This is a genomic window from Litoreibacter halocynthiae, assembly GCF_004365635.1.
In the GTDB taxonomy this organism is placed as follows: Bacteria; Pseudomonadota; Alphaproteobacteria; order Rhodobacterales; family Rhodobacteraceae; genus Litoreibacter; species Litoreibacter halocynthiae.
In genome coordinates this window covers 1-22,514 of record NZ_SOBH01000005.1, presented here as the reverse complement: position 1 = coordinate 22,514, position 22,514 = coordinate 1, and the positions used below count along the sequence as shown (strand labels likewise).

Here is a 22,514-nt window from a genome sequence, read left to right as displayed (position 1 = left end):
GGGCCGACGCGCCGTCTTGGTATCCTTGGCATCCGCAGTAGCTGTCCCATCCTCCATCGTTGCCCAGACCGCCGAGATTTGGTCAGCGAAAGACACATATATGGCCTTGGACTCGGACTTGATTCGCATGATCGACGTGCGATCCCGTGCGGAATGGGTTGAGACCGGTGTGGCTGAAAAAGCCTGGGCCATCAGCCTGCATGAAGACCGCTTCGCAGAGCGATTATTCGAGGCGCGAGTTCTCGCTGATGGTCGTGAAATCGCACTGATTTGCGCGACCGGAGGGCGATCGGGGCGTGTGATGCGCAGTTTGCAAAATGCTGGGTATGACGGCTTTATCGATGTTTCCGAAGGGATGTTGGGATCTGAGCGCGGACAAGGATGGATTGCTGCAGGACTACCGGTTGTAAATATTGAAAATGCGATTGCGGCATTACCGAAGCCATTGATCTGAGGAGATAACTATGAACCGTCGTCAAATGATGCAATCTGTGGCTGGTATCGGGCTGGGTATTGTGTCGCCAAGCGTTCTTTTCGCAAAAACACTTCGTAAGTTACAGTTTCCACCACTGCTCGATGCAACTGATACCCAGAAATTTCATTTGAAAGCACAGGCAGGGAAAACCCGATTTGGCGGCTCGGCAGCCACCGATACGCTTGGCTTCAATCAAGCCTATCTCGGCCCAACCCTGCGGCTACTGACCGGAGTCACAACAAAAGCGGAAGTCGAAAATACTTTGGACTCTCCCGTCTCTGCCCATTGGCATGGGTTGATGGTTCCTGGCGAAGCAGACGGAGGCCCACACCAGTCAATCTTGCCCGGACAGACCTGGCGCATTGATTTGCCACTTGATCAGCCCCCAGCAACGGCATGGTACCACAGCCATGTACATGGAGCGACGGCGCGACAGGTTATGTATGGCCTAGCGGGTGTTCTGCACGTTACCGACGGGCGAGACGATGAACGCGGTCTTCCTTCAAGCTATGGGATCGACGATCTGACGCTCGTCCTTCAAGATCGGCAGCTCGACTGGAGGGGCCGGATAAAATACAATGCAGGAATGCATGAGGCGATGAATGGCTTCAAAGGCGACACCATGCTGATCAATGGTCAAATTGATACCGCTGCAGAGGTCCCTCGCGGTCTGGTCCGATGCCGATTGGTAAACGGCTCTAATGCTCGTATTTACAATCTCTCGCTGTCGGATGGTCGCCCAATGCATGTAGTTGCAACGGACGGTGGGTTTCTCGATCAGCCGCTGCCACTCACCAAGCTAACTCTCGCACCCGGTGAAAGATACGAAGTTCTCATCGACTTCACAAACGGGAACGAGACTGTTTTGATGTCAGACAATATCAGCAACTCGCCCATGGGAGGAATGATGGGCGGATCCGGCGGCGGTGCTGGCTTTGCGGTGTTACCTTTCAGAATTGACAGGTCCCTGCCCGCCCGAATAACAAAAATGCCTCAGCACCTGAACAGTGATATACCAGACTTGGTCGGAACAGACGCGACAGTTAGACGCATTTCACTCGATATGGCGATGGGAATGGGCATGATGATGTCGCGCTCGGGTCAGCAATTCTCAATCAACGGTGCGACCTTCGATCAAAATAGCCTGAACTTTACGGTCGCGCAAAATAGTGTCGAGCGTTGGATTGTTAGCGCAGATATGATGATGCACCCCTTCCACATCCACGGGGTACGGTTTCAGGTCAAATCAGAAAATGGTCAAACACCGCGTGCACAGAACGACGGTTGGAAGGACACAGTGCTTATTGATGGAACTGCGGAATTATTGATGCAATTCGAAAAACCGGCGCTGGAAATGGCTCCCTTTATGTATCACTGTCATATTTTGGAACATGAGGATGGAGGCATGATGGGGCAATTTAGTGTCGCATGATGCGAATAAACCTTGACCTTCCTCTGGCCGGAACCTGCAGAGGTTGCCTACAATAACTTGATTGTAGGTCCGCAATGACATCAGAATTAGATTTACGGAACCCTGCCCTTATCGGCGGCCTTCTTTTCATATTATCTGTACCGATTCACCTTCTCCTCTCGCAAGACGCATCTATCGCTCTAGCAGCAGTCACTCTTAGTCTAATCGGCGGTGCATATATCGGATTTGGCGCACGATCAGACAATTTGCGGACATTCGCAATGGAACTTGGGGTTGCTGGCATGTTTGGCTTGGCCGCCCTCACCGGTCTTCTTTTTCATTGGAGCGCGATACCCATCGGACTGTCCCTTCATGCTGTATGGGACCTACTGCACCGCAACCATATACTTGGTGCAGCGGTTCCGCGTTGGTATATCCCTCTTTGCTTGGTTTTCGATTTGGCCGCGGCTCTTTTCTTCACCATTATTTATGCGACTTAACAACATGGACCTCAAACGTGTTGGCGCCCTAATCCTATTCGCGTTTGCCTTGGTATCTGTTGCCCTGTGGGCAACAGGGCTATTGCCACAGGTCGATCAACAGATGATTGCCGCCTTAGTCGAAAAAGCAGGGCCTTGGGGTCCAATCTTGATCATCGTTCTCATGCTAGCCTCCATCGTTGCCAGCCCAATTCCAAGCGCTCCTGTTGCTTTGATAAGCGGTGCTGCATACGGGCACTTTTCCGGAGCGATTTACGTTGCTATTGGATCAGTATTGGGCGCGATTACGGCCTTCTCTATCGCAAGGCACCTTGGGCGGGATTACGTGGAGCGTTGGTTGGGCGACAAGGCCAATTTCGGCCTTTTAGGTTCACAAAACCTGCTGATGTTGACCGTCTTCGGATCGCGGCTCCTGCCTTTCGTCTCGTTTGATGCAATGAGTTATGCTGCCGGATTGAGCCGACTACATCTTTGGCGATTCCTCATTGCGACATTGGCAGGAATTCTGCCAGCCAGCTTCGTGCTAGCGCATTTCGGAGCCGAAGCTATGACAGGAGAGTTTGGCCAAGCCGAATGGATTATCGTTGGTCTTGGTTTAACTACAGCGCTTCCTTTGATTATTACTGCGATCTGGCGCGGGTCAAAACGAGCAAGACCCTAGTTTTGCTGTCATCTTGGCGTACCTGCCACCTATTTCATATTGATCATTGCCGCTTGACCTTCCTGCGCGGGAGGCCTGTAGGGTATACTTATGACTTATACATCTGTAGCTTCACTGCGCCGCGATTTTCTTTATCATGCGACTGCTGGCGCCGGGGTGATTGCAACCGGTGCTGCGGTTTGGCCTTTGTTGAATCAGATGAATCCATCGGCTGATGTCCGCGCTCTCACGCGTATAGATGTTGATATTTCAGACCTACAATTAGGAACACAACTAACGGTAAGCTGGCGAGGTAAACCCGTGTTTATCCGGTATCGTACTGAGCAAGAAATTAATGCTTCACGTTCAGAGGATGTCTCTGAATTACCTGATACTAACCCGCGGAATCTAAACGTAACGTCTGACGCTCTGGCTTCAGACGAAAACAGATCTGTACAGGGGCATGAGCAGTTCTTGGTGATGATCGGCGTTTGCACGCATCTGGGATGTGTTCCGCTTGGAGATGGTGCAGGCGACTTCGGTGGCTGGTTTTGTCCTTGTCATGGCTCACATTACGATACGGCTGGGCGTATTCGAAAAGGTCCAGCTCCAGAAAACCTGCATATCCCCGAAATATCTGTTTCCGATGACATGGTTCTGACGCTGGGATGACGGATAAAGTTCGCACAGCCACGAAATAGTGATCGCTACTAAATGCATGTTTTTGTGAGAGGTTTTTCGGATTCTCCGCGAAATATCTCTATTTTCTGGAAAAGCGTTCAATATCGTTTGACCTTCTAGTTACTGGAAGGACTACGTGCTGGGTAGCAAGCGCTTAAAGGAAAAAATCATGGCCCAGCATATCCATTCATCCACGGAAACCTCCCAATACGTGTGCCCCATGCACCTGGAGGTGCAGCAAGACGGACCGGGAGACTGCCCAAAGTGCGGAATGCATCTGGTGCCAAAAGCAGATGCGACTGCGGCTGCGCACGCAGGCCACGATCACCATGGGTCTGAAAAGGCACCCGCTGGTGATCTGGACATTGTTCCAGCCGGATTTGACGGCGCTGTCTACACGTGCCCTATGCACCCAGACGTCCGTCAACCGCATGCAGGGTCCTGTCCGATCTGTGGTATGGGGCTAGAATTGGAATCGGCCACAATGGACGACGGCCCCAACCACGAGCTTGTCGATTTCACACGCCGTTTCTGGTTCGGCGCTATTTTGACAATTCCTTTGCTGATCCTGACGATGGGCCCATATCTGGGCCTGCCTGTCCGCGACATATTCGGCGAACGCGCCACGCTTTGGATCGAACTGGTCCTTGGCACGCCTGTCGTTCTTTATAGCGGTTGGCCGTTTCTTGTGCGCGGTTGGAATTCTTTCAAAACCATGAACCTCAACATGTTCTCGCTGATTGCAATGGGCGTCATGGCGGCGTGGATATTCAGCATCGTTGCTGTTCTTGTGCCGTCCATCTTTCCGACCGGCTTCCGTGATGTCGACGGTAATGTCGGTGTCTATTTTGAGGCCGCGGCGGTGATTGTGACATTAGTTCTACTCGGGCAAGTGATGGAACTGCGGGCGCGTGAAGGCACCGGCAAAGCGGTCCGTGCGCTGCTTGATATGGCGGCCAAAACCGCACGTGTCATACGCAAAGATGGCACCGAAGAAGAGATCCCGCTGGAAGACGTTCTTGTCGGTGACCACGTCCGTGTGCGGCCTGGCGACAAGGTACCGGTTGACGGGACAGTGGCCGAAGGGCGGTCGTCCATTGACGAAAGCATGATCTCCGGCGAACCTGTTCCCGTCGAAAAGGTAGAAGGCGATACCGTCACGGGCGCCACGATCAATGGCACCGGCAGCCTTGTGATTGCGGCAACACGGGTCGGGTCCGATACGATGTTGTCCCAGATCGTCGAAATGGTGTCGAACGCGCAGCGTAGCCGCGCACCTATCCAGAAATATGCTGACCAAGTCGCCGGCTTCTTTGTGCCGATTGTGATCTTGGTGGCGGTTCTTGCCTTTGCCGCTTGGGCGCTTTGGGGTCCGGCACCTGCGCTGTCATACGCGCTGATCTCTGCGGTGGCGGTGCTGATCATCGCGTGTCCTTGTGCGCTTGGTTTGGCTACACCAATGTCAATCATGACGGCGACTGGTCGCGGCGCACAGGCAGGTGTTCTGATCAAGAACGCCGAGGCGCTGGAACAGTTTGAAAAGGTCGATACTTTGATCGTCGACAAAACCGGTACGCTAACAGAAGGGAAGCCAACACTGGTCGCTGTCCTACCTGAAGCCGCCCACGGTGAAGCCGAAGTGTTGCGCCTTGCAGCGTCATTAGAGCGCGGGTCAGAACACCCGCTTGCCGAAGCAATTGTGCGCGGTGCCGAAGAGCGTGGCGCGGACATGGTCACGGCTACTGACTTTGAGGCCATTACTGGTAAGGGTGTCAAAGGTGTCGTTGACGGCAAGCAAGTCGCCCTTGGAAATCGCGCCTTGATCACGGACATGGGCCTTGAGGGCGGCGACTTAATCGAAAAGGCAAACCTGCATCGCGACGAAGGCGAAACAGTCATGTTTGTCGTACTCGATGGCAAAATTGCAGGACTGGTCAGTGTCGCGGACCCCGTGAAGGAAACCACACCCGCAGCCCTAAAAGCGCTACACGAGCTAGGCTTTAGGATCATCATGGCCACAGGTGACAATGAACGCACAGCAAAGGCAATTGGAGCCCGTCTGGGTATCGACGAAATCCGCGCTGACGTTCTGCCCGAAGACAAGGCCCGTATCGTGCGCGAATTACAGGAAGCTGGCGCAAAAGTGGCGATGGCGGGCGACGGTGTGAACGACGCGCCCGCGTTGGCGCAAGCTGACGTTGGTATAGCCATGGGGACCGGAGCAGATGTCGCTATCGAAAGCGCCGGGATTACTCTGCTCAAGGGAAACCTTGATGGGATCGTCCGTGCCCGGCGTTTAGCCAGTGCAACCATGCGTAACATCCGCCAGAACTTGTTTTTTGCCCTGATTTACAACACCGCAGGCGTCCCTGTGGCTGCAGGCGTTCTGTTTCCTTTCTTCGGGATATTGATCAGTCCGATGTTTGCTGCGTTCGCCATGAGCGCATCATCCATTTCCGTGGTGCTGAACGCTCTGCGGTTGCGCAGCGTAAAAATCTAGAGCGAGGGATACCCTATGCGACATGACCTCTGCGACGCAGACATGAACAAAGGCTCGATCAGTCTCAGCGGCGCTGTGGGCATGGGAACGGGGGTCATGATCTGGACAAGAAGCCTTGCATCAAAAAATCAGAATTTTCTGCGGGCTTGCCATTGCTTCACCCCACATTGTGGGGCGGGCACTTGACCCTGTTTTCGAACATTCGGCGGTTGAGCATGATTTTGTGGACCTTGCGCCGTGAAGTGCGAGCATTGCGTCAATACAGATTGCAGTCCCGCGGCCGAGCCGACCCGTCTCGGTTTGTTGAGGCCCTAATCGAACTCGGCCCTACATTCGTCAAACTGGGCCAAGTTCTCAGCACTCGACCCGATGTCTTGCCTGAAGAATACGTAGCTGCGCTGAAACGACTGCAAGAACGGGCTCCAATGGTTCCACTGGACGTCATCAGGGCAACCATCAAAAGCGAACTTGGTGGCAAACTAGCTGATCACTTTGAGACATTCGAGTGCGACCCAGTCGCATCAGCGTCGCTCGCACAAGTGCACCGGGCCACTTTGAGGAACGGCTCCGTGGTCGCGGTCAAGGTTCAACGATCTGATATGGATGCTTTGATCTCACGGGATATGGCGGCGCTAAGCTTGGGCATTACGATTTTGGCTAGGATTGCACCCCACAAGCTGCGTCGATCAAACTTGTCAGCCTTTTTCGCTGAGTTCCGCCGATACACTCTGAACGAGTTGGATTTTGCCGCCGAAGCCCGAACGATAGAAAGGTTTCGGCTGAATTTTGCCGGCCATGATACTGTCGTAATCCCCAACACCTACCCAAAACTGACCACACGGCGCGTTTTGACGATCGATTGGGTTGAAGGGCTGCGTCTTGGCGAAGCTGCTGAGATATTGACCGATGAAAAGAAAGACATCTTGGTGAGCAGTCTGGTCAATATGCTGCTGAAGATGTTCGTGTCCGATGGCTTGTTCCATGCAGACCTGCACCCTGGCAACATCGTGTTTCATTCTGATGGGCGACTGACACTGCTTGATTTTGGTATGTACGGCCAATTGGAGCCACGCCAGCAAGACCGCTTCGTCCTGTACTGGATGGCCGTTGTTCAAGGACAGACGCGCCGCGCCTTTCATCATTTTCGCGCTCAAACAGATGCACTTCCGGATGCAGACGAAGCGGCGTTCTACAGCCAGTTTGCTAAGCTGGCAGAGGAATTTTATACCTCTCCCTTGCGCGAAACGAGCCTTGCAAAGGTTTATTTTGAGATGATGCAGGCTGGGTATCAAGCTGGGTTTGTATTTCCTGCGAGTTTGATGCTGCACGCAAAGGCGCTGACGACGGCGGAAGCCTTATTGTTCGAACTGGCACCCGATGCACGGTTTGAACAAATATCGCGGCCATATATCGCTCAGGAATTTGAAGCGCGTGTGGCCTCCCCCAACAGATTGGCCAAACGCGCGTCACAGATTTTGCCCGAACTTCTGCTACTTGGCGAACTGCCACCGCAAACCGCTATGGATGAGGACTGGGTTTGGTCCACGACCAAGGCGCTGGCAAATGACCTTGCACTGCAAGTCGGTCTCACAAAAGTTGACGGGGGGCGAGCTATGCTACGCGACTTGGTGGAGCATTATGCGCTGCCAATTCTACAGTCCACCAAGCCCGCTTTAAACGTTTCAAGTGTGTTGGAAGCAACATGGTGCCGGTACGATAAATTGGAACCCAATTTACCCGTGTCGGAAACAACAGGTGCGATGATCACAACGCATCTCGCCGCGATCACGCTGGCGATTTACGAAAGTCTGGTTGCACAGGGTCAGAGCGCCGATGAAGCGCAAAGCATCGTATATCAAATTGGTTGGTCGATCTACGAGCCCATGTCAGTCCTGCCACTTATGCTGGCCAAGACACTGACCGTAGACCCAACTAAACAGATGCGTATCGCGACTGGCGTCTTCCGAAAGTTCCCGTTTGGTGAGCCTGCGTATGGCTGGAGAGATGTCGACACCGACCCGAAAATTGTAGGTTTCGACTGCACGAAGTGCCCAGTTGCATCGTTCTTTAAGGAACATGATGCCAGCGACCTATGTGTGCAGACTTGGTGCGCATTGGACTACCCACTGGCGCAAAAATGGGGCGGTAAACTGGAGAGGACAGGCACCATCGCAATGGGCGATGACCACTGTGATTTCCGTTGGAATATGGGTTCATCCCGACCACATCAGCAAATCAATAGAAGGGCCAAAACATGACACACTCCCATGGCGATGAGGATTCCAATAAGGGCTCGATTAGCCTCAGCGGTGCTGTGGGCATGGGCACAGGGGTAATGATCGGGGCGGGTATTTTTGCGCTGACCGGGCAGATCGCTCAGCTAGCGGGTCCCTACTTTGCTTTGTCTTTCGTATTAGGTGCGATCATCACGTCGTTTAGTGCCTACAGCTACATCAAGATGTCCAACACGTGGCCATCCTCAGGCGGGATCGCGATGATTCTGCAAAAGGCATATGGGCCAGGAGCGATTGCAGCCGCTGCCTCACTTTTAATGGCGCTCTCGATGGTAATCGCTGAAAGTCTCGTTGCGCGAACATTTGCGACATATGTCTTGCGTCCGTTCGACATTGCAGGGGGACCATTAGTCCCGATCCTAGCGGTAGGAGTAATCCTGTTTGCATTTCTTGTGAACCTGTCAGGCAACAAGTCCGTTGGCATCCTGTCGATCATTATGGCCGTCATAAAGATCGGCGGCATCGCTTTATTCGGCATCGTGGCACTTTGGTCCGGCGGGTTCAGTTTTCCAGACGCCAGCGGCAATGTCAGCGGATTCAGTAAAACGGGCTTTGTTGCTTCCGTGGCTCTTTCAATCCTCGCGTTTAAGGGCTTTACCACAATCACAAACAGCGGCGGCGAAATCACGGATCCACACCGGAATGTTGGGCGGACCATTATGATTTCGATCGCGATCTGCGTTGTGATCTACCTGTTGGTCGCTTTGGCGGTCGGCTCTAATCTGACGATCGATGAGATTGTTGAAGCCAAGGACTATTCGCTTGCCGAAGCGGCAGAACCTGCTTTTGGTCAGGCGGGATTCTATTTCACGGTCGTGCTTGCAGCCGTCGCGACGGCATCAGGTGTTTTGGCAAGCGTCTTTGCCGTGTCGCGTATGCTGGCAATGCTGACCGACATGAAGATGATCCCTCACAGCCATTTTGGCATGTCAGGCCCAATTCTCAGCCATACGCTGGTTTACACTGTGGTCCTTGCATCAATACTGGCTGTCTTTTTCGACCTGAGTCGTATCGCTTCCCTTGGCGCGTTTTTTTACCTGATTATGGACATGCTAGTCCATTGGGGAGTGTTTAGGCATCTACGCACGGAAATCGGTGCAAACGGGCTGATATTGCTATGTGCACTAGGATTTGACGCGATTGTCTTGGTGGCATTCACCATTATGAAATTGGGGTCTGATCCCATGATCGTGCTTTACGCAGCCATCGCCGTTACGGGTGTCTTCGTTTATGAGCGGATATATCTGTCACGTTGGACCGCCCTTCAAGACGATGACGCTCATTAACGGCACTTACGAGACTTTGGACTCAGATCCGATTTGCAGGGTGGACGGTTCGAGCTTCTCAGTACCGGTATTATTTACTTGATGAAACGAAATGGAAATCACGTAACGGTAGTCGTGAAGGTTCTGTCGCAAAGTACTCGCTGGGTTGAAGAACGGTATTCTCTAGACACATTTATGCTGCGAGGGCCGCGAACTGCTTGAATGCCGAGATACCTGTTTGTGCAAGCTGGCCCTTGCGGATCATATGCGCAGTTTCAATCCCAGCTAACGTTGCTGCCGCAGAATGGAATGCTTTGAACCCGAGCATTGGCCGTGTGATCCGCTTGATGAAACGGTGATCCTGCTCAACGATATTATTGAGGTATTTGGATTGAACGATACCGATGATCCGACCAGTTCCCGTGAATTTGAGAATGACGTTTAGACTTTGCAGACCAGCTAAATTGGCACCGCTCTTGTCGATGGCAATCCGATCCGGGACACCGTTGGTGCCAACGGCTCGCTTGAAGAACCTTCGCGCGGCGGCGGTATCGCGGCGTTCTGACAGCATGAAATCGAGGGTTTGGCCATCGCGGTCGACCGCCCGGTAAAGATACATCCACTTTCCGCGAACCTTGATGTAAGTCTCATCCATGCGCCACGAGACAGCTGTCGGATTCTTTCTGGCCTGAGCATTTGCAGCGATCAGTGGCGAGAATTTCACCACCCAGTGGTTCAGCGTGGCATGATCGATTTCAACGCCGCGTTCGGCCATGATCTCCTCAAGATCCCGATACGAGACACCGTAGCGGACATAAAAAAACACAGCGTAAAGGATCACGCTCTTCGGGAAATGGCTCCCTTTGAAATCAATCGTCACGGTTAGGCGCTCGCTTTCAAACTCAAAAGCCCGAACCTACCACGCACGAGCCAGTCCAACCAACCGCGAAAACTTTGCGACAGAACCAGTTCAAATGCACCTCTTCGCACAACCGGCGTTCAGACCGGATACCGAAGCAATACCCAACCAACAACATCCGGATCAGCAGTTCGGGATCAATCGACGGACGGCCTGTATGGCTGTAAAACTCAGCCAAATACTGGCGGATGTCACTCAAATCGACGAACCGATCAATCGAGCGCAGCAGGTGATCTTGCGGGACGTGATCTTCCAGAGAAAACTCATAAAACAAAGCTGCCTGTGCTTCCTGCTTTGGTCCAATCATACTCAAATCCCCCACATCCTTGGGAGAATTGAATCAGCGGCAGCACCTCAAATCAACAGGAGTTTTTCAACAAAATTCGCCCTCCTTGTTAAATCAAGCCAATCCGATATAGCTCAAGAGCACTTAAAAGCTGGGGAGCTTATACAAAATGGCAAAAATTGATCTCAAGGGTCTCTCACTCACAGAACTAAAGGCGCTGAACGCTCGCGTTGCGAAAGCAATTGAGCGTCACGATAAGGGAGAGCGGAACAAAGCGTTGGCCGCGATTCAGGCGAAAGCCAAATCACTCGGCTTCTCTTTGGATGAGCTAACGGGTGGTGGCGCAGGCAAGGCCGCAAAGCCAACTCGCAAAAAGCGCGCGCCAGCTAAAGTCACGCATCGTCATCCCGATGATAAGACGCTCACATGGGTCGGCCTTGGTGCAAGACCCAAATGGCTGAAAGATGCGATTGCCAGCGGGCGTTCTTTGGACGAGTTCAAGATCTAGCGTTCGACTTACAAGCAAATGAGACCTCGAAACCCGCCTTTCACGAAGGCGGGCTTTTTTACGAATTGTTGAATTTCTATCGAAGCCGCTTACCAACCACTGCAGCGAATGATCGCAATTCTTCGCCCTTGGTGCGCTTCGCTGCGAAAGTGTTCTAGCCTTACTCCGCGAGCAACGTGGTCCAGTTTGCGCGACTGTGGAGGACGCGGATCACGTCTATAAGGTCACCTTCTGCCAGATAGACAATGAGGTGGCTTTGATAAGGTAGGATGCGCACCGGCGGGGTGAACTCCATCCGAAGGCGCGCCATTTCCGGAAACTGGGCAAGTCGGTCAAAAATCTGTCCCAAACCGGTGAGATAGACTTCTGCCTGCTTCTCCGACCAAGCCCCAACCGTGTAGTCCCAGATGTCGCCCAAATCTGCTTCGGCTGACGGCCTCAGCACAACACCGTATGTCACTTCGACACTTTGCCTGCGATAAATGCCGACATATCGAAGGTGCGGGCCGGGCCACTTTGTAGTCCTTCAGTGATCAAGCCCTGCAGTTCTTCAATGGCGACATGTCGTTCCTGATCTTTGCGAATGAGATCTCGAACATAGTCGCTCACGTTGCTGTACCGACCGCCTCGCGTGCGGTGTTCGGCCCAGGATTTCATTGGGCCAGGAAGGGATACGTTCATTGTCGCCATGGGCAAGATCTAAGATTTATGGCAAAGATTGTCAAGATTCGGCTGATCCAAGCCCTGCATCCTCAAGTTGCTCTCGATCCGGCAGGTCTTGCAGAGACGTCAGATCGAAGGCGAGAAGGAACCTATCCGTCGTCACATATGTGTAAGGTGCGCCGCGCCGGGGCGATCGCGGACCGGTTCCAATCAGGCCCTGAGCATTCAGGCGCCCGATCAAATCCCGGCTGATCTCCTTGCCGAACATATCCTTCAACCCATCCCGCGTCATCGGCTGGTGATAAGCAATCGCCGCCAGCACCGCGACATCGAACTCGCGCAGATCGAGGTCTTGGCCTCCACTATCCGCAGCCGCTCGGATCGCTTGAGCATAGCTTGGCCGCGTTCGCATGATCCAGCCACCAGCGACCTTTGCGACTTCAAACGACCGTCCCTCAAGATCGGCCATCAGGTCTTCGATAAGCAGATCGACCGAGGCCCCCTGCCCCACCACACGCACGAGGTCTTCGCGCGGCACAGGCGACGCGCTGGCGAAGAGAACGGCTTCAATCCGGCGCATCCACTCCCGCCACCGCAATTCAGCGGGAAGGTCTTCCAGATCTCGATCCAGTTCCGTATCGGCGTGACGCTTGGCCATCCCTCAGACCCCGTAAAGCCGGAAGGTATCGCGTCCGGTCAATTCACGCACGACACCCAGCTCGACGAGCCGGTCACAGAACCGCCGCGACGCCCTTTTTGACCCAAGGGAGATCAAACTCGTCGGCGCAACAGCCTCTTCAGTCAAAAAATGCTGCAAGGCCTCATCGGCCCCTTTGGCCCGCAGCTTTGGAGCAACGGCCAGCAATCGGGCTGTCCCTCGGCTCAAGACTGAGGCTTGACGTGTCGTCTCAGCGGCACACACCACGACGGCCCGATGACAGGACGATCGCAGCTCTGCACCGGTCTTTCGCAGGTCACCCCGTTTCAGACCGAGCGCCAGTAGCGGCAGAATAAACTCCCAGCCGAGGGCCTGTGCCAAAGCTGCATCCGCCAGCACCAACGCAGCCACGATATCCCGCGGCCGCTCCTCAAGCACGGCTTGCAGAACCGCGGATGCGCGCATCACCGGCGCGCCCTGCCCCGCATCAAGCCAGATCGCGATTTGCTCCGCCTCCAGCTCCGGCAGCGCCCGGTGCAACGCCTTGACCGAAATCGGCCGCAGCGTGGCACGCCGCCACGATAAATAGACCTCACCAGCTGGACCGGCACTGTCGCCCGGTTGCAGGAATGCGGCCGCATCGCGCAGATCCCCTGCCCTCTCTGGGCGTCCTTGATGCGTCAAACAGGCCTCCGCGGCGCGCAACGCCAGATGCGCTCTAAGCAAGGTCTGGGGCGTCGCGTCATGAGCGAGCACAAGATGCAGGTGGTTTAGGGCCGCTCCTGACAAAAAGGCCACATCTTCAAGGGTTTTAGCGCGCGCAGAGGTGACCCAAGCGGGGAGTTTGGGTACATTTATCAAGTCGTCAGGGTGTATGGCTGGCTGATAGGTCATGCCGTGACACTATTTCATTAGGGCGCTTATATCCAGATAATAGCGCTTCAACCGCCCCACCTCGTCGTATGTTTTCATGTCCAATAAGTTTGCCTTATCGGACGTAAAAAGATATGCTGAGTGCATATGTTCAAAAACACCGAAAAATCAAGCTCAGAGCCAGCAAACGCATCCTCGCCCAACGAGGACGACGCCAAGGACCCGCACGGCGGGCGCGGCCCTGAGTCTCTGACCCTTCCTGACCTTGTGGCTGGTTCCGGCACGCTCGATCGGCTGGTCGAGACTGCCCGCGACTATGCGAAGCACGCTGCATCTGAGAACACGCTAAAGGCCTACGCGAAGGATTGGGCGCATTTTACGCGCTGGTGCCGGATGAAAGGTGCGGAGTCGATGCCGCCGTCTCCAGAGATGATCGGCCTTTATCTTGCCGATCTTGCGGCGCCAACGAACGGGGTCCCTGCCCTATCGGTGTCCACCATCGAGCGTCGGCTTTCTGGCCTCGCCTGGAACCTCACGCAGCGCGGTTTCACCCTTGATCGCAAGAACCGACACATCGCCACGGTACTGGCCGGGATAAAACGTAAGCATGCGCGTCCCCCGGTGCAGAAAGAGGCGATCCTACCGGAAGACCTCCTGGCCATGGTGGCCACCCTACCCTTTGATCTGCGCGGGTTGCGCGACCGAGCGATCCTGCTTCTCGGATACGCAGGCGGATTGCGCCGCTCCGAAATCGTCAGTCTAGACGTTGGTAAGGACGATACCCCGGACAGCGGCGGATGGATTGAGACTGTGGACGATGGCACCATTCTCACCCTGAACGCCAAGACTGGCTGGCGTGAAGTCGAGATCGGCCGCGGCTCTTCTGACCAGACCTGCCCGGTGCATGCGCTTGAACAATGGCTGCACTTCGCCAAGATCGATTTTGGGCCAGTGTTTGTCCGCACTACACGTGATGGGAAGAAAGCGCTCAAAGCACGGCTAAGCGATAAACACGTTGCGCGCCTGATCAAGCAAACCGTACTGGACGCAGGAATTCGAAGCGAACTACCCGAGAAAGAGCGCCTCGCCCTGTTCTCTGGCCATTCCCTGAGGGCTGGCCTTGCGTCGAGCGCTGACGTCGACGAGCGCCACGTCCAGAAACACCTTGGTCACGCCTCTTCTGAAATGACACGGCGGTATCAGCGGCGTCGCGATCGGTTCCGGGTGAATCTGACGAAGGCAGCAGGGCTGTAATCAGGCGCAACCCCATCATGCATTGGTTGGGCGCAACAAAACCCCGCAAATGCGCACCCCCGCCCCGCACGGGCGCTGCGAGAAAAGACACTGCGGGCATACGCTCTTGTGTTTTGGCGCACCTGACCCACCAGATGTGGATAACACTTGCGCGAATCTCCCTTGTCGGGCAATAGTCACGGAAACGAGGCAAAAAACGACAATTACCGTGAACACGCCAAAGATGCGTGGCGCGGAATGAGGGGGCAGATGAACAAGACCTTCGTGCAGCAGGACCTGAACGCGGTGATCCGCCAGCATTCCGAATGGTTGGCCAACCAGTTGCATTCGCAACGCGAGAGCCTGTTTCCGCCTGACGCCAGCAAGACGATGCGCAAATTCACCTCAGGTGAGGCAGCAGCACTTCTTGGTGTGAACGATTCCTATCTTCGCAAACTTAACCTAGATGGCAAGGGCCCGTCGCCCGAGCTGACCGCAGGCAACCGCAGGCATTATTCCGCTGAGGATATTCAAGACTTGCGTGTGCTCCTGGAAAAGACCGCTCGCAAACCCGGCGACTACATCCCAGGGAGGCGTGACGGTGACCACCTGCAAGTCATCGGCGTGATGAACTTCAAGGGCGGCTCGGGCAAGACAACGACCTCGGCCCACCTTGCCCAGCGGCTCGCCCTGCGCGGCTACCGTGTGTTGGGCATCGACCTTGATCCGCAGGCTTCCTTTACCGCGCTGCACGGCGTCCAGCCCGAATTCGACCTCGAAGATGGCGGCACGCTCTATGATGCCATCCGCTATGACGACCCCGTGCCGATCCGCGCGGTTATCCGCAAGACTTATATCCCGAACCTCGACCTGATCCCGGGCAATCTGGAACTGATGGAATTCGAACACGAAACGCCGCGTGCCCTGTCACAGGGCAATGCTGGCCTGTTCTTTTTCCGCGTGAAAGAGGCGCTGGCGCAGGTAGATGGCGATTATGACGTCGTGGTTATCGACTGCCCTCCGCAACTCGGGTTCCTGACTATGTCGGCCCTCTCTGCCGCAACGGGCGTATTGGTAACGATCCATCCGGAAATGCTTGATGTGATGTCCATGTCCCAGTTCCTGCGCATGACTGCGGACCTGATGGATGTGATCGCCGAAAGCGGCGCGGATATGTCTCACGACTGGATGCGCTATGCGCTGACCCGTTATGAGCCGCAGGATGCGCCGCAGAACCGTATCGTCGCCTTTCTGCGCACCATGTATGGCGATGCGGTGCTGAATTCCCCAATGCTCAAATCCACCGCGATTTCTGATGCGGGCCTGACCAAGCAAACCCTCTACGAGGTTGAGCGTAGTGCCTTTACCCGGACCACTTATGACCGCGCACTCGAAAGCCTGAATGTGCTTAACGACGAAGTCGCAGACCTGATTCAGAAAACCTGGGGGCGTTCATGACCAGCGGCAAGAAAAAAAGGATGTCCATGCTCGACAGCCTCGCGGCGTCCGGAGGCCCCTCCCCTGCCCCGCAGACTGGCGCTGCAACCCCGATGATGACCTCGAATCGCGCCCTGCGCTCAGCCCGTGATGCGGTCGATTCACATCATGTCTGGGAGTTGGACCCGTCCAGCATTGTCGATGACCGTTTGGCCGACCGGCTTGATCCGGCAGATGTCATGGATCTGCGTGACGCGATCGAGGCCAACGGCCAGACCGTGCCGATCCTCGTGCGCCGCCACCCGAGTGAGGCAGATCGCTATCTGCTGGTCTATGGTCGTCGTCGGCTTGAGGCGATCCGCCGGTCAGACAAGGTCACGAAGGTGCGCGCACTGGTTGCCAATCTGGATGACGACAGCGCCCTGCGCGCCCAGATTTCCGAAAACATGGCGCGCCGTGATCTGTCGTTCATCGAAAAGGCGATTTTTGCGCAAGAGCTCGTGTCCTCTGGCTTCGGAAATCAATCACAGGTTGCAGAGATTCTGACCGTGACCAAGTCCTCGGTCTCTATGGCGATTGCCATCGCCGATATGGTTGGCGCGGGCCTTGTGCGCGCCATAGGTGCCGCCCACGGCATCGGCCGTCCGCGGTGGGAGGCCATGGGCCGTGCCATCGCGGACAACGGGTTGGATCGGGATGGCCTGATCCATATTGCCGAAGAGGCCCATGACAAGGCCGACGTGGCCATGGTGATCGACGAGGCGACCACCACCGACGATCCCTCGGTTCAGGCGTTCGAGGCCGTGTCAAAGGCCGTTGCCAAGGCGGTCAAACCCGCCAAGGCCTCCTCCGCTTCTCTGGCGTCCAGCGTGCCACTCAAGATTGGTGGCAAGCGTAGCGGCATCGTCAAACGCACCTCTAAGGGTGTCGCAATCGAACTGGCAAACAGTGATTTTGCCAACTGGGTTGAGGTGGAGGCCCATGATTTTATTGAAGAACTTCACGAACGTTGGCAACAGCGCTCGGAAGACTGAGGAAGAGCAGAAACCAACACAGGAGGCACGATAAGGCCAAAGAAAAGGTCCCGCAAAGCGACCGCCCCACGAGACCCAGACTTGTTCTTAGCACTCTCAAGTTAGTCTCTGACGCTGTTTTTCGCAAGTCTTTAGTGATTCGCGGGCCGCAATTTCTTTGTCTTCGTGAATGATAAATGGACTACACCCCCATAACGCCTTTCCGGCGACCGGTAAATGCTGCCATCTTGAAACATCAGGCTGCGGCGCAACAGGAAGTTCCGCCATCAGGCGTCAACAAATGGGAGGCCCTGAGAGAGCTCGGCGCCGCTCGCGTCGCCTTTGGCCTTACTGACCGTGATCTGAGCGTTCTCCAGGCGCTGGTGAGCTTCCATCAGGCCACGATTCTTGGCGGCAATAACAGTGAACTCGTCGTGCATCCATCCAACAAGGCTATTTGCGAGCGTCTGAACGGCATGCCCTGCTCGACCATGCGTCGGCATCTGGCGAATCTGGTGCAAACCGGCTTCGTCGTGCGGCGCGACAGCCCCAACGGCAAGCGCTACGCCCGTCGTTACGGCGACGAAAAAATCGCCTTCGGCTTTGATCTGGCACCCCTCGCCCAACGCTTTCCCGAAGTTTGCGAGGCCGCTGAAGCTGTCCGGGCCGCCGAGGAGCGCTACAGGCGCCTAAGGTCCACTGTGAGCCTCATGCGACGCGATCTGGTGGGTCTGGTCGAATACGGCCGCTCTCTGCGCCCTGACCTCGTTGTCTGGGACCAGGCGTCGGATCTCGCGGTGCTGACAGCGCGAGACCTGCGCCGCAAACTCGACTTTGCCGAGCTACAGCAGATAGAGGCCGGTCTTTCTGAAGCACTGAATGCCACACGTGGCGTAATAGAAGGTGATCAAACAGAAGATATGAGCAGCAATGATGCCTCATATGAGCAGCACTATCAGAATTCAAATATAGACTCTTATGATTCTGAACCACGCTTAGAAAAAGCGCAGGGCGGCGAGGTCACGACAAACCAAACCGAGGCTCCGGTTGCGAACGACCAAACCGATAAAGCGGATGACACAATCCCCAAGGAAAATCACTTACCAAGGATTCCGCTTGGCCTCGTCCTTGCCGCCTGCAGCGAATACCAAACATATGCCGAACCGCCCGTGCGGCACTGGCATGATTTGGTAAGGGTTGCAGACATCATTAGGCCAATGATGGGCATTTCCCCATCCGCTTGGGACGAAGCCAAAAGCCATATGGGCCCGGAAGAGGCGGCTGTGGTCATCGTCGCCATGCTCGAACGCTTCGGAGATATCCGTTCACCTGGTGGTTACTTGCGGGCATTGTCCGCCAAAGCGGCGCTTGGAGAATTCTCGTGCGGACCCATGATCATGGCACTTATGCGAAAGGAGGCCGCATGAAGAGTTCACAGCTGTGAACTTAGTATCTGGGCGGTAAAGCCAAGCCGGGTTCACAGCTGTGAACTTTTGGCGGTGACGATCTCCGGCTGACTTCCTAACAGCATCTTCGCGATGGGATGAGGATCGCAACTATCGCGGTTTACCTAGGCAGTTCAGCATCGCCGAACAGATTGGGGAAGAGCCGTTCCCGATAGTCCAAAGGAAATGCCAGTCTCACAGGCGTCTTAGGCGACGCCGACGCCAGGTATCCGGCCGCGGTGAGCTTGCTGAGTGTATTGCGCGCTGTGCGCTCAGATGTCTTGAGCACAATCTGCGCGTCTCCGCGCTCAAGTGCGCCATGTCGAAGGACAGCGGAGACCAGATCAGGTGCGCGTTTGTCCTCGATAGTGTCTGCAACGAGGCGACGGAAGCGCTTGTCCAAACCGCCGAGGTCAAACAGCTTTGCGGAAAACGTGATCTGGTCGAGAGTCACGTTCAGGAACCATTCGCTGTACGACTTCAATGCAGTCTCGGACAAGTTACCGCGCCCGTCGCGATCACCTTGTCGAGGACTGTCAGCAAGATCCATCATCCGTTTGTACTCGCCGCGATCGTTCAGGCCGCGAGCCAGCCCACGAGATACTGACCACAAGCCTTGGCCGCCAATCCCAGCAGTAAGCGCCATGGCGTGCGACATCAATCTGCTGACGCGTCCGTTCCCATCGGGGAAAGGGTGGATGTAGTTCAATCGATGGTGGGCAGAGGCTATTGCTATAATCCGTCCGCTAGATGATCGTGCTGCGACCTGAAACCGTTTGTCGAAGTGCTCCATGAACGCCGCAACTCGTGATGAAGCGGGGGGCAGGTGGCGCCCCACGGATACCTCACGATCGTCTTCTTGGCGCATTCGTCCCGGAACGATCGGTTCTACTGTGCCGTCGGGATGTTCGATGACCCGAAACTCATCGGGCATCTCATCGTAGAAGCTCTTGTGAACCCAGGACAGGAATTCGACTGACGTAGGGCGGGGCAGGGTGCCTTTGTGGTGCATCTCGTCTATAGCGCGTTGAACTATGACGTGCGATCGTGCTTCTAACGCGAGGGGGCGTGTCTCTTCTTCGAGTTCCGCACCTTCTAGGGCCCGTTCGATGTCACGAGGGCGAGTGTTGTGGCCCTCGATTAGGTTCGAGTAATAGCAGTTCATTACGCGGACGAGATCGGCCAACTCGGCAGCGCTGTCCGGATGCAATCCTTGCCCCAGCCGAGTGGCTTCCCTCTGGATGTCGACCGAAAGGTCTGCCAGCTCCGCCGGAATATGCTCCTCGAAGAAGCACGGTTCAATTCTCGAAGGTGTTTCCAGCATTTTTGCCGATCTCTCATGGTTGCGAAGTAATTGAAAAATAATCACATTAAAGAGATTGAAGCAAGGTTTTGCCGATATACATTGCCGATCTTGAGTACCGACCTGGATTTGTTGCGCCAAATCAAGGGCTTCGGCAGAGGTGCCGGCAATGAGCTGCGTGGTGAGGACTGTTGGTTTTAAGAAGGGCAGGGTCCGGACTTAAGGAAAGTGAAAGTTTCCTTCTTGTTTTGGGACTGTCTGAAGGAACCCTTGTGGGCGTTCCTGACGGGTCCGGGTCGGTTTCCGACCTGTCTGTCCTGACAAGGAACCTCCCATGCAAACAGAAGTATTGCGCGTGCTGCGCACTGAAGCTCAGTCGTGGTGGCGGCATCGAGAGCTTAGAAGAACTGGTGACATTGATGAGGCTTGTCGGCTGGAACGCCGAACGATCCTACGTGACCTTGGCTACCTTCGGACTGCGATCAACAACCCCAACGCCTATGTCAGCTGCGGTGGGGGAGGGACCATTCTTCACCTCGGACTGACAACAGTCTCGATCTATGCCCCCGTCGAACGCTTGCCGCTCGCCAGCTTGGCCGTCCGGCTTGGAACGCCTCTTATCGACTGCCGCATCGTTCGCGACATCATCGCCTTCGCACACCTGCCGAAGGTCACAATGGATGGCACGGTTGATCCAGAACCTTGGACGTCCTCCAGCCGGATACCGCTTCTGACCTATCTCGATCTTGTCGAACGCCTTGGCGCTCGTATCGTCAACGACCCGCGCGCAGGTCGCGCGACCTAACCCAACCTTCCTAATCAACTTCAACCGAAAGGAGGCCAGCCATGGCCCGTTCCCGCACGTCCAAATTCGACGCGTCAGAAGCGATCACCAATGAACTCATCCGCATCATCGAACGCGGGGTTCTCCCATGGCGCAAACCGTGGACCGCTGGCGGCAGCGCGCGTCCATTGCGCCACAACAGCGAGCCCTATCAGGGCGTGAACAACTTCCTGCTCACCATGCGCACGGTGATGGCAGGATATACCTCTCCGTTCTGGATGACCGTTCCGCAGGCAAACACTCTTGGAGCTAATATCCGAAAGGGCGAACGCTCGTCCGTTGTTGTTTACTACGGGCAAAGCCACAAACAGGCAGAAGGCGATAGCGGAGCAAAGGACGACAGTTCGGAAGAGGCCCGCGTCTTTCGTTTCCAGAAGTCATACCGGGTGTTCAACGCAGACCAAATTGACGGCTTGCCGGACGCTTTTTACCCGGATGCCTGTCCGGTCCCCGATCATACGCCGTCCGCGCCAATCGAGCATATGCAGACGTTCTTTGATGCCATCGATATTACGACAGTCTTTGGTGGAACCGAGGCACGCTACAACCCGCCCGTCGATAAAGTGTTCATGCCAGCTATTGAGCGCTTCAAGAACCCGCTGAACTTTTACGGCGTCTGGGCGCACGAGCTGGCTCATGCCACCAAGACGCCCCATCGCCTGAACCGAGACTACGGTCTTAGCCGGTTTGGCAACACGGCTTATTCCCGCGAAGAGATCGTCGCCGAACTGACGTCCTGCTTTTTGGGGCAGGAGCTTGGGTTCACTGCGCATACGCTAGAGCTGAACGCGTCGTATTTGTACCACTGGCTGCGTGTGCTGCGCTCGGACAAGACGGCGATTTTCAAGCACACGGCGGATGCGCAGAAGGCCTGTGACTATCTGATCGCGAGGTCAGAAGCGGGCAGGGCAGGGGCCACCGATCAGGCAGCTTGAGAGGTCTGGTGCTGTCGCAGGCGGTGGCTCTCAAAGAGTGAAAGCAAGCTTTGGGTTTTGTGTTTTCAATTTCCGCGAAAGGACAGCCCCATGACCACTTCCGCACTCCCTCAAACCGAATGCCCCGACATCGCAGCAATCGCGGTGCAGAATGATGCCTTCCGCAAACTCGCCTGCCTTGGCATTGCACCGGATCAGCCCATTGCAGGCCGTATGCATGTCACACGGTCTCTTGCTGAAGCCGAGGATGGCTTCATGCCTGAGGCGGTCAAAGCAACAGGTGAGTTCGACACCTTTGAGCCCGAGAACGATCCAGACGGATGCCACGACTTCGGGGCTGTCGACATCCGAGGGCAAAAGGTATTCTGGAAAATCGATCTTTATGAGGCGGATAGCGATTTCCGCTACGGCGCGGAGACCCCTGACAATCTCTCAACCACCATGCGCGTGCTCACCATCATGATGGCATCCGACTGGTAGGGCAGGGGGCCCAACCTCACAAACGAAGCACAATCTCAAGGCCCGCTGACCCCTTAAAAGGGAAAGATGCCGTAATGGGGCTTACCGCGAATCAAACACGTTTCGCTTGTCTGCTAGCTTAATTTGGAGTGCCGTTGCCCTTGATGCGCCT

Annotated in this window: 22 protein-coding genes and 1 pseudogene; 16 read left to right on the top strand and 7 right to left on the bottom strand. The window is 55.4% G+C overall.

Annotation, left to right across the window (positions count from 1 at the left end; all coding sequences use genetic code 11):
* The first annotated feature begins 100 nt into the window (after positions 1-100).
* The 8 genes from BDE40_RS17370 (at position 101) to BDE40_RS17335 (ending at position 9,787) form a co-directional block, all read left to right on the top strand.
* Positions 101-454 carry a rhodanese-like domain-containing protein gene (locus BDE40_RS17370; protein WP_246030504.1) on the top strand — a complete coding sequence of 118 codons (354 nt, stop codon included), beginning with the start codon at positions 101-103 and terminating at the stop codon, positions 452-454.
* A gap of 10 nt (positions 455-464) precedes the next feature.
* Complete coding sequence (locus BDE40_RS17365) at positions 465-1,907, top strand: multicopper oxidase family protein (protein ID WP_134016771.1); 1,443 nt, start codon at positions 465-467, stop codon at positions 1,905-1,907.
* A gap of 74 nt (positions 1,908-1,981) precedes the next feature.
* On the top strand, positions 1,982-2,386 hold the full coding sequence (locus tag BDE40_RS17360; protein ID WP_134016769.1) for a DUF6010 family protein: 405 nt from the start codon (positions 1,982-1,984) through the stop codon (positions 2,384-2,386).
* Positions 2,387-2,390: 4 nt separating this feature from the next.
* Positions 2,391-3,047, top strand: a complete 657-nt coding sequence (locus BDE40_RS17355; RefSeq protein WP_134016767.1) for a TVP38/TMEM64 family protein — start codon at positions 2,391-2,393, stop codon at positions 3,045-3,047.
* A gap of 90 nt (positions 3,048-3,137) precedes the next feature.
* On the top strand, positions 3,138-3,698 hold the full coding sequence (petA, locus tag BDE40_RS17350; protein WP_134016765.1) for a ubiquinol-cytochrome c reductase iron-sulfur subunit: 561 nt from the start codon (positions 3,138-3,140) through the stop codon (positions 3,696-3,698).
* 229 nt (positions 3,699-3,927) lie between these two features.
* Positions 3,928-6,207 (top strand): copper-transporting P-type ATPase, encoded by a 2,280-nt coding sequence (locus BDE40_RS17345; protein ID WP_211342456.1) that lies wholly within the window; start codon positions 3,928-3,930, stop codon positions 6,205-6,207.
* A 182-nt stretch (positions 6,208-6,389) separates the two neighbouring features.
* The gene (locus tag BDE40_RS17340) at positions 6,390-8,465 is read left to right on the top strand and encodes an AarF/UbiB family protein (protein ID WP_134016763.1); all 2,076 of its coding nucleotides are present in this window, start codon (positions 6,390-6,392) and stop codon (positions 8,463-8,465) included.
* The gene (locus BDE40_RS17335) at positions 8,462-9,787 is read left to right on the top strand and encodes an APC family permease (RefSeq protein WP_134016761.1); all 1,326 of its coding nucleotides are present in this window, start codon (positions 8,462-8,464) and stop codon (positions 9,785-9,787) included. Before BDE40_RS17340 ends, BDE40_RS17335 begins: the two co-directional genes overlap by 4 nt.
* Before the next feature lie 172 nt (positions 9,788-9,959).
* Here BDE40_RS17335 and BDE40_RS17330 read toward each other — a convergent pair whose 3' ends face one another.
* Together BDE40_RS17330 and BDE40_RS17325 are read right to left on the bottom strand one after the other, a co-directional pair.
* The gene (locus BDE40_RS17330; protein WP_134016758.1) at positions 9,960-10,646 is read right to left on the bottom strand and encodes an IS6 family transposase; all 687 of its coding nucleotides are present in this window, start codon (positions 10,644-10,646) and stop codon (positions 9,960-9,962) included.
* Positions 10,647-10,722: 76 nt separating this feature from the next.
* Positions 10,723-10,992 (bottom strand): annotated as a pseudogene (locus tag BDE40_RS17325) (transposase); the annotation flags it as partial.
* A gap of 148 nt (positions 10,993-11,140) precedes the next feature.
* Here BDE40_RS17325 and BDE40_RS17320 point away from each other — a divergent pair.
* Positions 11,141-11,479: an H-NS histone family protein gene (locus BDE40_RS17320; protein ID WP_134016756.1), complete on the top strand. Its 339-nt coding sequence runs from the start codon at positions 11,141-11,143 to the stop codon at positions 11,477-11,479.
* A gap of 160 nt (positions 11,480-11,639) precedes the next feature.
* Here BDE40_RS17320 and BDE40_RS17315 read toward each other — a convergent pair whose 3' ends face one another.
* The 4 genes from BDE40_RS17315 to BDE40_RS17300 are packed head-to-tail and all read right to left on the bottom strand — an operon-like array spanning position 11,640 to position 13,694.
* A complete protein-coding gene (locus BDE40_RS17315; RefSeq protein ID WP_134016754.1) occupies positions 11,640-11,939 on the bottom strand; it encodes a type II toxin-antitoxin system RelE/ParE family toxin in 300 nt (99 codons plus the stop codon).
* Entirely contained in the window at positions 11,936-12,160 is a 225-nt protein-coding gene (locus tag BDE40_RS17310; RefSeq protein WP_342775048.1) for a type II toxin-antitoxin system ParD family antitoxin, read from the bottom strand. The genes BDE40_RS17315 and BDE40_RS17310 overlap by 4 nt, the downstream gene beginning before the upstream one ends.
* A gap of 40 nt (positions 12,161-12,200) precedes the next feature.
* Positions 12,201-12,800 carry an SMC-Scp complex subunit ScpB gene (scpB, locus tag BDE40_RS17305; RefSeq protein ID WP_134016750.1) on the bottom strand — a complete coding sequence of 200 codons (600 nt, stop codon included), beginning with the start codon at positions 12,798-12,800 and terminating at the stop codon, positions 12,201-12,203.
* 3 nt (positions 12,801-12,803) lie between these two features.
* Positions 12,804-13,694 (bottom strand): DUF1403 family protein, encoded by an 891-nt coding sequence (locus BDE40_RS17300; RefSeq protein WP_134016748.1) that lies wholly within the window; start codon positions 13,692-13,694, stop codon positions 12,804-12,806.
* Positions 13,695-13,820: 126 nt separating this feature from the next.
* Between BDE40_RS17300 and BDE40_RS17295 the strand changes: the two genes are divergently transcribed.
* From BDE40_RS17295 to repC, 4 genes are all read left to right on the top strand, one after another.
* Positions 13,821-14,927 (top strand): tyrosine-type recombinase/integrase, encoded by a 1,107-nt coding sequence (locus tag BDE40_RS17295; protein WP_134016746.1) that lies wholly within the window; start codon positions 13,821-13,823, stop codon positions 14,925-14,927.
* A gap of 249 nt (positions 14,928-15,176) precedes the next feature.
* The gene (gene repA, locus BDE40_RS17290) at positions 15,177-16,364 is read left to right on the top strand and encodes a plasmid partitioning protein RepA (RefSeq protein WP_134016744.1); all 1,188 of its coding nucleotides are present in this window, start codon (positions 15,177-15,179) and stop codon (positions 16,362-16,364) included.
* Positions 16,361-17,377, top strand: a complete 1,017-nt coding sequence (repB, locus tag BDE40_RS17285; protein WP_134016742.1) for a plasmid partitioning protein RepB — start codon at positions 16,361-16,363, stop codon at positions 17,375-17,377. The genes repA and repB overlap by 4 nt, the downstream gene beginning before the upstream one ends.
* Positions 17,378-17,553: 176 nt before the next feature.
* Positions 17,554-18,783 (top strand): plasmid replication protein RepC, encoded by a 1,230-nt coding sequence (gene repC, locus BDE40_RS17280; protein ID WP_134016740.1) that lies wholly within the window; start codon positions 17,554-17,556, stop codon positions 18,781-18,783.
* Between the two features lie 139 nt (positions 18,784-18,922).
* Here repC and BDE40_RS17275 read toward each other — a convergent pair whose 3' ends face one another.
* Positions 18,923-20,125, bottom strand: coding sequence for a Fic family protein (locus tag BDE40_RS17275; protein ID WP_134016738.1), 1,203 nt, complete (start codon positions 20,123-20,125; stop codon positions 18,923-18,925).
* A gap of 313 nt (positions 20,126-20,438) precedes the next feature.
* Between BDE40_RS17275 and BDE40_RS17270 the strand changes: the two genes are divergently transcribed.
* The 3 genes from BDE40_RS17270 to BDE40_RS17260 all read left to right on the top strand — a co-directional run bounded on the left by BDE40_RS17270 (position 20,439) and on the right by BDE40_RS17260 (position 22,363).
* Complete coding sequence (locus tag BDE40_RS17270) at positions 20,439-20,909, top strand: hypothetical protein (protein ID WP_134016735.1); 471 nt, start codon at positions 20,439-20,441, stop codon at positions 20,907-20,909.
* 41 nt (positions 20,910-20,950) lie between these two features.
* Complete coding sequence (locus tag BDE40_RS17265; RefSeq protein WP_134016733.1) at positions 20,951-21,883, top strand: ArdC family protein; 933 nt, start codon at positions 20,951-20,953, stop codon at positions 21,881-21,883.
* A gap of 90 nt (positions 21,884-21,973) precedes the next feature.
* Positions 21,974-22,363 (top strand): DUF3768 domain-containing protein, encoded by a 390-nt coding sequence (locus BDE40_RS17260; RefSeq protein ID WP_134016731.1) that lies wholly within the window; start codon positions 21,974-21,976, stop codon positions 22,361-22,363.
* Positions 22,364-22,514 lie beyond the last annotated feature (151 nt).